The following is a 12,217-nucleotide window of genomic DNA, read 5'->3' on the forward strand; positions in this document are numbered from 1 at the left end:
GATCGCCTGCTTCTGGTTGTTGCTCGCGTTGTTGACGTCGTCGAACGCTTCCTTCACTTCGTGCGGCGGCGCGAAATTCTGGAAATTGATCTCGTTGACGTTGAGCCCGACCGCGTAGGCGTCGAGCGTGCCCTGCAAAACCTTCTTCGTCTCGCCGACGATGTCGGCGCCGTGGCTGGACAGGATCTGGTCCATGTCGCTGGAGCCGATCACCTGGCGCACCGCGCTTTCCGCAGCCTGCTTGAGCGTGTCGTCGACCGCGGTCGCGGCGAACAGGTATTTCTGCGCATCGACGACCTGGTACTGCACGGTGAAGTTGATCTGGACGATGTTCTCGTCCTTGGTCAGCATGCGCACTTCATCGGCAGTCTGCCGGCTCGTCGTCTCGACCTTGACCACCTGTTCGATCGGCGCCGGCCATTTGAGATTGAGGCCGTTGCGCATGATGCGATCGAACTTGCCGAAGCGCAGGACGACGCCGACGCGCTGCGCGTCGATCGAAATCCAGCTGTCGAACACGGCCCAGACCAGCGCCAGGGCGAAGACACCGAGGAGGATGCCACCGACCGGCGGAGTGGCCGAAGCGCCGCCCTTGCCACCGCCGAAAATGCCGCCGAGGTTGTCGCGCAGCTTGCGCAGGAACGCCTCCACGTCAGGCGAGTCCTTCTTGCCTTTCCAGGGGTCGCGGTTGCCGTTGCCGGGTTCGTTCCAGGCCATTGTGATCTCCAGTAGGCAACCGGAATTCAGCGTGCGGTTGCTTTCAAATTGTAAGGGCCAAAACCCAAAGTTCAAACCTCGCGCGCCGTTCAGCGCGAATCGCTTGACTCGGCACTGACTTTCGGCCGTTGATTTTTCGCCGTGCTCCGCTTCGGCGCGGCGACGGCTTGCGTGGACTCGAGCTGCGTGCGCAGCCAGTTGCCCTCGCCGTCGGGCAACCCGAACAGCGGCTCGATCAGCGCGCGCGGCGCATCGATCTGGATGTCCCAGCCACGTTCGGCCGGACGTTCGGCGCTGACGAACCCGGCCGCGATCAGGCGCGCGCGCAGGCGCCCGGCGTGATCGGGCACGGCGAGCCAAGTATGCACACGATCGCGCTGCAGAGCCGTCGTGAGCGCATCGCGCAGCAGATCGATACCGGCGCCGGTGACCGCGGAGACCCAGACGCGCGCGGTCTGCCCGCCGTCGATGCTCTCCGAACGCGAACGTGCCCCTTCGACCTTGTCGATCTTGTTGTAGACGAAAATCTGCGGCACGTCCTGCGCGCCGATTTCCTCGAGTACACGCCGCACTTCTTCGATGCGCTGGTCGTGCTCGGGATCGGCGGCGTCGACGACATGCAGCAACAAGTCTGCCTCGCGCGTTTCCGCGAGCGTCGATTTGAACGCGGCGACGAGATCGTGCGGCAGATCGCGGATGAAGCCGACCGTATCGGCGAGCAACACGGGCCCGCAGGCAAGACCGTCCATGCGGCGCAGGGTCGGATCGAGCGTGGCGAACAACTGGTCGGCCGCGTAAACGCCGGCGCCGGTGATCGTGTTGAACAGCGTCGACTTGCCGGCGTTGGTGTAACCGACCAGCGCCGCCGTCGGCACGGAATTGCGCTGGCGCGCACGCTTGGCGGTGTTGCGCTGCGTTTCGACTTTTTCCAGACGCTGCTCGAGTTGCTTCATGCGCCCGGCGAGCAGGCGGCGGTCGAGTTCGAGCTGGGTTTCGCCGGGACCGCGCAGGCCGATCGCGCCGCCGCGCTGGCGTTCGAGGTGGGTCCAGCCGCGCACGAGCCGCGTCGACATGTGCTTGAGCTGGGCCAGCTCGACCTGCAGCTTGCCCTCGTGCGAGCGCGCACGCTGGGCGAAGATGTCGAGGATGAGACCGGTGCGGTCGACGACGCGGCACTCGGTATACTTTTCCAGATTGCGCTCCTGCACCGGCGAGAGCGCGTGGTTGACCAGGATCAGGTCGGCGTCGAGCGCGGCGCGCTGCTCCTTCAGTTCCTCGGCCTTGCCGCTGCCGACGAAGAACTTCGGATTGGGCTTGTCGATGCGCGCGCCGAGCGAGCCGACCACGGTCGCGCCGGCGGAACGCGCAAGCTCGGCGAACTCGTCGACTTCCTCGATATTGCGGGAAACGGCGGAATCACCCGCCCGGCGCGGCTGCAGCAGCAGCGCGCGTTCACCCTTGCGCGAACGTTCGAACAGGAGGATTTATCCTTCCGCGCTGTCCGCTTCCGCCGCGGCATGCGGTTGATCGCCACCGATGCGCACATTGCGGCTCGGCACGATCGTCGAGATAGCGTGCTTGTAGACCATCTGGCTCACGGTATTGCGCAGCAGCACGACGAACTGGTCGAACGACTCGACCGTCCCCTGCAGCTTGATGCCATTGACCAGATAGATCGAGACTGGAACGCGCTCGCGGCGCAACGCATTCAGAAACGGATCCTGCAACGACTGACCTTTTGACATTTCTTCTTCTCCTGACTTTCTTACCAACTTGTACGAACCGACAAAAGGGGCCTACCCAAGAAAACGGTGGTCGCAGCGCCTCGGCTCAAGATGAACGGATTGTATCGTTTTTTAACAATCCGGGCTAGGACTTCTCGCGGTTGCCGACGATTTGCCGTGTCCATGGGACGCGCCTAGTCGAGCATCGGGCGAGCCAGAAAATCCGCCATTGCGCGCTCGGCGCGAGCGACATGGCCGGGATCGAGCGGATCGACTGTCACCGCGTCGCGATCGCCGCGGAACCACGTCATCTGGCGTTTGGCCAGCTGGCGCGTTGCATGGATCGCTCGCGCGCGGCATTCGGCGAGATCGAATTCGCCATCGAGATGCTGCCAGATCTGGCGATAGCCGACCGCGCGCATCGAGGCCAGTTCGGCGTGCAGGTCGCTGCGTGCACGAAGTCCGCACACTTCGTCGACAAACCCCTGCGCGAACATCGCATCGAGGCGTTCGGCGATGCGCGCGTGCAGCGCGGCGCGATCCCCGGGCATGAGCACAAGCTTGAGCACGCGCCAAGCGAATCGCTCACGCGCCCCGCCCTGCAACTGCGACAGCGGCTGGCCGGTCAATTCGATCACCTCGAGCGCGCGCTGGATGCGCTGCGTATCACCGGATCGGATACGCAGCGCCGCTGCGGGATCCAGCGCGGCGAGGCGCGCATGCAGCGCCGGCCAGCCGAGCGCGCGCGCCTCGCTACCCAGGCGTTCGCGCAAGCTCGCGTCCGCCTCGGGCAGATCCGACAGGCCGCCTTGCAGCGCGCGAAAATACAGGCCGGTGCCGCCGACCAGCAACGGGATTTTCCCCTGCGCCGAAATCGCATCCATTTCACGCAGGGCGTCGCTGCGGAATTCCGCCGCCGAATAGACGTCGCGCGGATCGCGGATATCCACCAGCCGATGCGGATGGCGACGCAACGTGTCGGCATCCGGTTTGGCACTGCCGACATCCATGCCGCGATAGACCAGCGCGGAATCGACGCTGATCAATTCGACCTCGAACCGTTCGGCCAGGCGCAAGGCCAGCGCGGTCTTGCCCGAGGCCGTCGGGCCCATCAGGAAGATCGCCAGCGGACGCTGGTCGGCTGGGTCGCACGGCATGTCGGCACCTTCAATCTGGCGACCAGTTCCGCTTTGTGGCGAGTTGTCCCGCGGCAAAGCGCGGAGTATTTCACAACACATTTTTTTTACGATTTGCTACCATTGGTCGGAGTAGTGCAACCGTTCGTCGGCTATTTCTGCGCAAAAACAACAGAAACTGTGTTGCGCAGGTACGCCGGCGGGCATTTTCCGCTGACGCGTGCGCCGCGGTCCTGCCGAACCAGGCAGGGTGGTGAAACCGTAGCGGCCGGGTCAAGCCACAGGGGTCTTTGGCATGCGCAGTCTGCAGTCGCGAACGGCCGGCTTCACGCTGATCGAGCTCATGATCACGGTCGCGATCGTCGCCATCCTCGCCGCACTCGCACTGCCGGCCTATTCCGACTACATCACGCGCAGCAAGCTGACCGAGGCGACCAACGGCCTCGCGGACTTCCGCGTCAAGCAGGAACAGTACTACCAGGACAATCGCGGCTACGGCACTGCCGCCGGCTGCGGCGCCAACACGTCCAGCTTCAGCTCCGCGCTCAAGTATTTCGATTTCTCTTGTACCACGAAAACGCCGTTTCAGGACTACATCGCGACGATGACCGGCAAATCCGGCTCACCGGTCGCCGGATTCATCTATCAGGTCGACAACGCGAACGCGCAGACGACCACCGCACTGCCCGCCAAATGGGGCACGGCGCCGCCGATGATCAATTGCTGGGTGATCCGCAAGGGAGGGAGTTGCCAATGAAACGCAATCGCGGCCTTTCCCTGATCGAAATGATGATCGCGCTCGCGATCCTCGTCCTGCTGATCCTGATGGCGCTGCCGAGCTACTCGCAGTGGCTCACCAACACGCGCATCCGCAATGCCGCGGAATCGATCCACAACGGCTTGCAGTTCGCGCGCAACGAAGCGGTGCAGCGCAATACCAACGTGCGCTTCGAACTCGGTGCGAGCGGCGCCAGCTGGACCGTCTGCGTCCTGCCTTCGGGCAAGACGAGTTGCGCCGATGCCGGGGTCACGGACAAGCCGCAATCGTTCAACGCTTCCGGCGGCGCCGGCGACGTCGTGATCGGCACCCAGACCGACACGCAGTACGCGAACGGCAAGTTCGACACCGCACTGACCAGCGGCGCCGGCGGGATCACGTTCAACGCGCTCGGCCGGCCGGTCGGCTACAGCGTGGCGTCGTTCGTGCGCGTCGATGCGTCCTCGGCGCAATCCGGCACGCGCCGCCTGGTCACGACGATCGCGATCGGCGGCCGCATCCGCATGTGCGATCCCGCGCTTACCCACGACACCAGTCCGCAAGGCTGTTCCTGAGGCAGGCATATGCAGAAACCGCGCGCTCCACACCGCCAGTCCGGAACGATCCTGCTCGATGCGCTGATCGCGATCGTGATCTTTTCGATCGGCATTCTCGGCATGGTGAAGCTGCAAGGCCAGGCCGTGTCCGCGGCGGGCCAGGCGAAGTACCGCACCGACGCCGCCTTGCTCGCCGACCAGATCATCGCGCGCATGTGGGGCAGCAATCCGGCCCAGCTCGCGACGAACTTCAAGGGTACCGGCGGTACCGGCCCGCAGAGCTACAAGGACTGGAACAGCGCCGTCGCCAAGGCGCTGCCGAGCGGCAAGGGCACGATCGATGTCGACACGAGCAATTTCGTCGTCGTGACGGTCGCCTGGCAGACCCTGGATTCCGCGGACCAACCCGTCCACACCTATGTTTCGCGCACGCAGATCACCCGCTGAGGCAACGGAGCGAATATGCATACGAGGACGCGTGCCGCCGGTTTCTCCCTGATCGAACTGATGGTCGGCATGCTGATCAGTCTGATCGGCACACTGGCAATGATGAAGACCTTTGCCGCGTTCGAGGCGCAGAAGCGCACGACGACCAGCGGCGACGACGCGCAGCAGAACGGCGCCTACTCGACGTATGAACTCGAGCGCCAGCTGCGCACTGCTGGCTCGGGGCTCGTGCAAGGCAAGAACTACGGATTGTGGGGCTGCGCGATCACGGCGTATTCGAGCGGCACGCAGCGCTTGCCGCTCGGCGCGGCGAAGGCGCCAGCGCCATTCGCCGCATGGCCGGCGACGACGCGCGCGGTGCCGGTGCTGATCGTCAGCGGCGATGCCGCGAGCGGCGGCGACCAGCTCGCGATGGTCGGCGGCAATCCGGCCGTGCGCACGTTCAAGTCCGCGGTCACCGTGAGCAGCGCGATCGACAGCGTCGATGTCGACAACAGCATGGGCATCTACGCCGACGACTACCTGCTCGGCAGCGACAAGAGCGGCGATTGCACGCTCGCACGCGCGGCCTCGGTCGCGACGCCCACGAAGCGCATTTCGCTCGGCGCGAACGACAGCCCGGCCAGCGGTTTCAAGGGCGCGTTCAGCGGCCAGGGCTACCTGTTCGACCTCGGACCCGCGCCCGCCTTCACGCTGTTCGGCGTCGACACCGGCACGAACGAGTTGGTCAGCTACGACCTGCTGCAACGAACCGGCAGCGCGACCGTGCCGCTTGCTGATGGCATCGTCACGATCAAGGCGCTGTACGGCGTCGACGACGGCGCCGGCGGCGGCAAGGCCGGCGATGGCGAGATCGACGAATGGGTCGCGCCGAGCGGCAACTGGTCGTTCGACAAGCTGACCGCGAGCAGCACGGCCGCATCGACCGCGATGGCACAGATCAAGGCGATCCGTATCGCCATCGTCGCGCAGAGCGAACTGCCCGAGCGCGCGGATGCGCCCGGCGTCGCGGCGGGATACACCGGCGCGGCCAACATCACGCTGTTCGGCGATCTCGCCGCCGCATTGCAGTTCAGCGTCACCACCAATCCGCGCTTCCGGTACAAGGTGTACGACACCGTGATTCCGCTGCGCAACGCATTCATCCAGAAGTTCAGCTGAGGCACGTCGTGCAAAGAAGAATATTCCGGACAACCCCATCCGGTCATGGTCCGCGCCGGCAGCGCGGCATGATCTCGATGCTCATCGCCGTCATCGTACTGGTCGCCACGCTGCTCGCGGCGATCGCCTTGATGCGCTCGGTCGACACGGCCAACGTCGTCGCCGGCAGCATGACCTTCCGCCAGGGCGGCGTGCAGGAGGCCGAGAAGGCCTACGAAGCGGCCAAGGCGCTGCTCGGCTCGCTCACCACGGGCGGGGAAAGCGACCAGCCGGAGTCCGGCTACTACGCCTCGGTGCAGGCCTCGACCAGCCACGCCGGCATCCCCGACCAATTGACTACCGACCCGACCTACGCAGGCGCGGCCAGCGTCGTCGGCGCCACGAACAACGTCCGCTATGTCGTCGAGCGGCTCTGTCCCGCGGCGGGCAAGGCCGACGCCAGCGTCTGCATCGCGCCCGACGTGTCGATCACGGCCGGATCGAGCGCGAACCAGATGAGCGACACGGCGTTCGCGCTGCACGGCGTCACCGCCGCGTTCCGCCTCACGGTGCGCGTGGATGGCCCGAAGAACACGGTGAGTTTCGTCCAGACGATTCTGCATTGAACGCCATGACGACCTGCCCTGACCGTCCCCGTCTCCGGCGCCTGCTGCCCGGCCTGTTCGGTGCGCTGGCCTGCCTCGCCGCGCAGGCCGCGACGCCGCTGTCCGACCAGCCGCTGTACAGTGCGAGCAACGTGCCCGCGAACCTGATGCTGGCGCTGTCGGTCGAATTTCCGACCGGCAACGTCGCCGCGTATACCGACACCGCCGGCTACAAGAGCAGCAGCACGTATCTGGGCTACTTCGATCCGAAGAAGTGCTACGACTACGACACGACGAAGAATTATTTCGTGCCCGTCGCCCTGCTCGGCACGAGCGCGTGCGCAAAGACGACGACGGCGGCGCACTGGAGCGGCAACATGCTCAACTGGGCATCGATGACCGCGCTCGACGAGTTCCGCCAGGCACTGACCGGCGGCTATCGCGTCATCGACGAAGCGAACGGCGCGACCGTGCTGCAGCGTTCGCGGCGCACTTCGCAGGGTTCGAACAGCAACTTCCCGACCAAGCATTTGAGCGCGACCGCGAATGTCGCGCCGTCGACCGTGGTCGGCGACCTGACCCTGGCCGCGGCGAGCGACGTGTACATCCGTTCCGTCAATGCATCCAACCCGCCGGTCGAGCTGGGCAAGAACAAAGACAAGGGTGTGTTCATCGAGGTCTCGAACAACGCCAACTTCACCGATGGCGGCGGCAACAGTGGCAAGACCAGCACGGTCTACTATGCGCGCGTACAGGTCTGCGTTACCGGCATGCTCGAGAGCAACTGCAACAGCGCGCATGCAGTCAGCGATTATCCTGGTGCCGGCAAATACGATAAACCCGAAGGCTTGATCCAGCAGAACGCGAACCGCATCCGCGTCGGCGCGGCCGGCTACGTGTTCAACAACGGCGGCAACCATCCCAACGGCCTCGTGCGCGCGCTGCTGCGCGACAATGGCCCGACCAGCTACAACGGATTCGGCGCGCGCCAGGACAATCCGAACAAGGAATGGGACAAGGACACCGGCGTATTCGTCGCCAATCCCGACCCGGCCTCGGCCACCGCATCCGGGGTGACGAAGAGCGGCGCGATCAACTATCTCAACCAGTTCGGCTTGCAGGAAACCGGCTACGAGAATCTCGACACGCTGTCGGAGTTGTATTGGGCGACGCTAGCCTACTACAAGAAAGTCCCGCTCGCGACGAGCTACAAGCAGGGTGTCGGCAACCTCACCGCGGCCGATCTCGACGGATTCCCGGCGATCACGAGCCCGGGCAACGATCCGGTGCAGTACACCTGTCAGGGCAATGCGATCGTCACGATCGGCGACTCGCACACGCACTGCGATTCGGCGATTCCGAGCAAGGGCCCGAACTCGTCAAACAACGGTGCATGCAGCAACAAGGACCCGCTCGCGCCGCTGGCCGCGAGCGGCAGCGATCCGGGCCTCGACGCACAAGCCTGGGTCAACGCGCTCGGCGACCTGCCGCTGGTCGAGGCGAAGGGCTCACCGAGCGGAACCGCATCGAAGAGCATGGCCGGCTACCTCGGCCTGGGCGCCGGCACGCTCGGCACGATCTTCGAGCCGGATTCGACCTACGGCAACGCGCCCACCTACGGCATGGCGGGCATGGCCTACTACGCGCATACGCAAAACCAGCGCGCGGATCTGACCGACAGCGATCCGAACAAGAAGAACACCAAGGTCACGATCGATACCTATACCGTCGACGTGATGGAGCCCGGCCCTTACGACGGCAGCAACGGCAACGAAGTCTACAACCCGGGCAACCTGAAGACCGGCCAGGTCTCGACCAGCCCGGGGCCGAACATGTATTGGCTCGCGGCGAAATACGGCGGCTTCGACGTCGACGACCAGCAGTGCACGACGAACCCGACCAGCTGCGCCAAGGTCGGCACCACGAGAGCGCCGACGCCACAGAGCTTCCTCAACTGGCACACCAACAGCAGCACGATCTCGGGCAAGGATCTGCGCCCGGACAATTATTCCCAGGGCAATCGCCCCGACCTGATCCAGTCCGGACTCGCCCAGATATTCAACCGCGTGTCATCGAAGACGCCGCTGGCCGCCTCCGGCCCGAACGTCACCGCATCGCGCGTGCTCTCGAACGCGACCACGGCATTCAACGCCGGCGGCGCGACCGGCTTCCCGCTGTACCAGACCAAATATACGCCGGGCGAATGGAGCGGCGACGTGAAAGGCTTCATCGGCACCGGCGTCAGCGGTGGCAGCATCACCGAAGTCAATCCGCCGCCGGACTGGCATGCGCAGACGCAGCTCGACAACCTCGTGCAGGCGAAGGAGAGCACCACCTCGAGCAAGCTCGCCTGGGATACCGGCCGGCGCATCGTCACCTACAACGCGAAGGGCGTGCCATTCCGCTACGGCCAGTTGTCCGCCACTCAGCAGGCCGCGTTGAACAGCGACAGCGGCCTGCTCGACTTCCTGCGCGGCGACCGCAGCAGCGAAGGCACCAAGTATCATTCGCGCAAACACGTGCTCGGCGACATCGTCAACTCGGAAGCCGTGCTCGTCCAGGCCGCGCTCTCGCCGATCTACACCGATGCGGCGAACCCCGGCTACGCCAGTTTCACGGCAACGGTGAAGGACCGCAGCCCGGTCGTCTACGTCGGTGCAAACGACGGCATGCTGCATGCGTTCGCCGCGGACTTCTCGACGCCGACCACGACCAACCCGGTCACCGGCGGCGGCAGCGAACTGTTCGCCTACGTGCCGAGCTTCGTCTACGGCGATGCGACCAGCGGCCCGGTCAATGGTCTCGCTGCGCTCGGCAACCTGACCGGCGTGACCACGAATGCGTACGCGCACCACTTCTACGTCGACCAGACGCCGCAGGTCGCCGACGTCGATTTCGGCTGGACCGGCGGCGCCACGCCCGGCACGCCCGAGTGGCACACGCTGCTGGTCGGCGGTCTTGGCAAGGGCGGCAAGGGCATCTATGCGCTCGACGTGACCCAGGCGCCAGTAGCGCTCGACACGACCAGCAGCGCGACCCAGGAAGCCGCCATCGCGCAGAAAGTGTTGTGGGAATTCACTGACAGCGACATGGGCTACACGTTTGGTCGCCCGTTGATCGTGAAGACGCGCAAGTACGGTTGGGTCGTGTTGGTGACTTCGGGTTACAACAACAGCAGCGGCCACGGCCATCTGTGGGTGCTCAACGCGAAGACCGGCGCCAAGCTCGCCACGTTCACCACCGACGATGCCGGCACTGCCGACAGCCCCAGCGGGTTGGCGCGCGCGACCGCATTCACGCGCACGCTGAGCGACAACACGGTTGAGCAGGTCTATGCCGGCGACCTGCTCGGCAATGTGTGGCGCTTCGACCTGTCCGGTACCGGCACCTACCCCGACCCTACGCTACTCGCCCAGTTGCAGGACGGGAGCAAGAACGCACAGCCGATCACCACCGCACCGCGCATCGAAGTCGATGTCGACTCGACCGGCCTCGCCCTGCGCCGCTGGGTGTTCGTCGGCACCGGCAAGTTCCTCGACATCGGCGACCTGACCGATACCCAGCAGCAGACCATGTATGCGTTGCGCGACGGCACCGACCTCGCCGTGTCCAGCGCGACCTCGCCGATCAGGCGCGGTGACCTGATCAAGGTCGACGATCTGACCGTCGGCCTGACCCAGACGCTGGCCGACACCGATTCGGGTTGGTACTACGACCTCAAGGGCCATGCCGGCGACGTTGACACCGGCGCCACCGAGCGCGTCGTGGTCGACCCCGATGCGGCAGCCGGCATCTTCCAGGTCGCCTGGGCCACGCTCACGCCGACCGCGGATCCGTGTTCGTTCCAGGGCACCGTCTACGACGCCGACTACACCAGCGGCAAGTCGGCGCTGCTCAACAGCTCCGGCGCGACGATCGGTTCGCTGAGCACGAAGAGCGCGGTGACCAAGGTGCAGATGGTCGCGCTGCCGGGCAGCAACAATACCAGCGAGGTCGCCCTGCTCTACGGCGAAACCGGCCTGTCGGTCGGCACCGCCAAAGTCAAGCAAGCCGCCGCCGGCGCGGGCGTCTCGCGCGTGAACTGGCGCGAAGTGCTCGACTGACGCAGAAGCACAACTCGCGAGGTTGCTGCCACGGCCTGGCCTTCACCTTGCAGACAATCGATTTGACCGTCGGATCGCGATGCAAAGCGTCCCGTCTCCGCGGTCCGTGCGCAGTTATAATTGCGCATTCCCGTCAGGACACTCCCATGTCGCAAGCAATGATGAAGGCGTTGGTCAAGCGCGAAGCCGGCAAAGGCATCTGGATGGAGCAGGTGCCGATGCCCGAGATCGGCCCGAACGAGGTGCTGGTCAAGCTCGAAAAGACCGCGATCTGCGGCACCGACCTGCACATCTACAAGTGGGACGAGTGGTCGCAGCGCACGATCAAGCCGGGCCTCGTCATCGGCCACGAATTCGTCGGCCGCATCGTCGACATGGGGCCGGGCGTGCGCGGCTACACGATCGGCCAGCGCGTCTCCGCCGAAGGCCACATCGTCTGCGGCGTCTGCCGCAACTGTCGCGCCGGCAAGCAGCACCTGTGCCCGCACACGATCGGCATCGGCGTGAACCGCAACGGCGCGTTCGCCGAATACATCGCGATGCCGGCGTCGAACCTGTGGCCGGTGCCCGACCAGATTCCGTCCGAACTCGCCGCGTTCTTCGACCCCTATGGCAACGCCGCGCACTGCGCGCTCGAATTCGACCTGATCGGCGAGGACGTGCTCATCACCGGCGCCGGCCCGATCGGCATCATCGCCGCAGGGATTGCCAAGCACATCGGCGCGCGCAACGTCGTCGTCACCGACGTCAACGACTACCGCCTGAAGCTCGCCGCCGACATGGGCGCGACGCGCGTGGTCAACGTCTCCAAGCAGTCGCTCAAGGACGTGATGGCCGACCTGCACATGGAGGGCTTCGATGTCGGCATGGAAATGTCGGGCAACCCGAAGGCATTCGGCGACATGCTCGACTGCATGTACCACGGCGGCAAGATCGCCATGCTCGGCATCATGCCGAACGGCGCCGGCATCAACTGGGACAAGGTCATCTTCAAGGGCCTCGTGCTGCACGGCATCTACGGCCGGCGCATG

11 protein-coding genes are annotated in these 12,217 nt (G+C 65.2%); 7 read left to right on the plus strand and 4 right to left on the minus strand.

Translation table 11 applies throughout. The features are described from left to right. The 4 genes from hflK to miaA form a co-directional block, all read right to left on the minus strand. Positions 1-717: FtsH protease activity modulator HflK (gene hflK / locus VF497_RS13045; protein WP_330889381.1), on the minus strand; the 717-nt coding region annotated here is incomplete at its 3' end. An 89-nt stretch (positions 718-806) separates the two neighbouring features. Further along, positions 807-2,195, minus strand: coding sequence for a ribosome rescue GTPase HflX (gene hflX / locus VF497_RS13050; protein ID WP_330889399.1), 1,389 nt, complete (start codon positions 2,193-2,195; stop codon positions 807-809). Between the two features lie 6 nt (positions 2,196-2,201). Then, a complete protein-coding gene (gene hfq / locus VF497_RS13055; RefSeq protein ID WP_330889383.1) occupies positions 2,202-2,462 on the minus strand; it encodes an RNA chaperone Hfq in 261 nt (86 codons plus the stop codon). A 173-nt stretch (positions 2,463-2,635) separates the two neighbouring features. Continuing rightward, positions 2,636-3,598, minus strand: coding sequence for a tRNA (adenosine(37)-N6)-dimethylallyltransferase MiaA (miaA, locus tag VF497_RS13060; RefSeq protein WP_330889385.1), 963 nt, complete (start codon positions 3,596-3,598; stop codon positions 2,636-2,638). 274 nt (positions 3,599-3,872) lie between these two features. Here miaA and VF497_RS13065 point away from each other — a divergent pair, with 274 nt between their 5' ends. The 7 genes from VF497_RS13065 to tdh all read left to right on the plus strand — a co-directional run. Continuing rightward, a complete protein-coding gene (locus VF497_RS13065; RefSeq protein WP_330889387.1) occupies positions 3,873-4,334 on the plus strand; it encodes a type IV pilin protein in 462 nt (153 codons plus the stop codon). After that, on the plus strand, positions 4,331-4,909 hold the full coding sequence (locus VF497_RS13070) for a GspH/FimT family pseudopilin (protein WP_330889389.1): 579 nt from the start codon (positions 4,331-4,333) through the stop codon (positions 4,907-4,909). The genes VF497_RS13065 and VF497_RS13070 overlap by 4 nt, the downstream gene beginning before the upstream one ends. A gap of 9 nt (positions 4,910-4,918) precedes the next feature. Continuing rightward, a complete protein-coding gene (locus tag VF497_RS13075; RefSeq protein WP_330889391.1) occupies positions 4,919-5,338 on the plus strand; it encodes a hypothetical protein in 420 nt (139 codons plus the stop codon). Positions 5,339-5,353: 15 nt separating this feature from the next. Beyond that, positions 5,354-6,499: a PilW family protein gene (locus tag VF497_RS13080; RefSeq protein ID WP_330889393.1), complete on the plus strand. Its 1,146-nt coding sequence runs from the start codon at positions 5,354-5,356 to the stop codon at positions 6,497-6,499. A gap of 68 nt (positions 6,500-6,567) precedes the next feature. Continuing rightward, entirely contained in the window at positions 6,568-7,104 is a 537-nt protein-coding gene (locus VF497_RS13085; protein WP_330889395.1) for a hypothetical protein, read from the plus strand. Positions 7,105-7,109: 5 nt separating this feature from the next. Further along, positions 7,110-11,186, plus strand: coding sequence for a pilus assembly protein (locus VF497_RS13090; protein ID WP_330889397.1), 4,077 nt, complete (start codon positions 7,110-7,112; stop codon positions 11,184-11,186). Positions 11,187-11,347: 161 nt separating this feature from the next. Beyond that, positions 11,348-12,217, plus strand: an 870-nt coding sequence (tdh, locus tag VF497_RS13095) for an L-threonine 3-dehydrogenase (protein ID WP_330889401.1), incomplete at its 3' end; no start/stop codon positions are given.

It is taken from the genome of Rudaea sp. (genome assembly GCF_036383415.1).
Classification (GTDB): Bacteria; Pseudomonadota; Gammaproteobacteria; order Xanthomonadales; family Rhodanobacteraceae; genus Rudaea.

Bases quoted from the DNA above. Each gene is read 5' to 3' on its own strand.
- hfq (WP_330889383.1), bottom strand. From the start codon at position 2,462: ATGTCAAAAGGTCAGTCGTTGCAGGATCCGTTTCTGAATGCGTTGCGC.
- miaA (WP_330889385.1), bottom strand. From the start codon at position 3,598: ATGCCGTGCGACCCAGCCGACCAGCGTCCGCTGGCGATCTTCCTGATG.
- VF497_RS13065 (WP_330889387.1), top strand. From the start codon at position 3,873: ATGCGCAGTCTGCAGTCGCGAACGGCCGGCTTCACGCTGATCGAGCTC.
- VF497_RS13070 (WP_330889389.1), top strand. From the start codon at position 4,331: ATGAAACGCAATCGCGGCCTTTCCCTGATCGAAATGATGATCGCGCTC.
- VF497_RS13075 (WP_330889391.1), top strand. From the start codon at position 4,919: ATGCAGAAACCGCGCGCTCCACACCGCCAGTCCGGAACGATCCTGCTC.
- VF497_RS13080 (WP_330889393.1), top strand. From the start codon at position 5,354: ATGCATACGAGGACGCGTGCCGCCGGTTTCTCCCTGATCGAACTGATG.
- VF497_RS13085 (WP_330889395.1), top strand. From the start codon at position 6,568: ATGATCTCGATGCTCATCGCCGTCATCGTACTGGTCGCCACGCTGCTC.
- VF497_RS13090 (WP_330889397.1), top strand. From the start codon at position 7,110: ATGACGACCTGCCCTGACCGTCCCCGTCTCCGGCGCCTGCTGCCCGGC.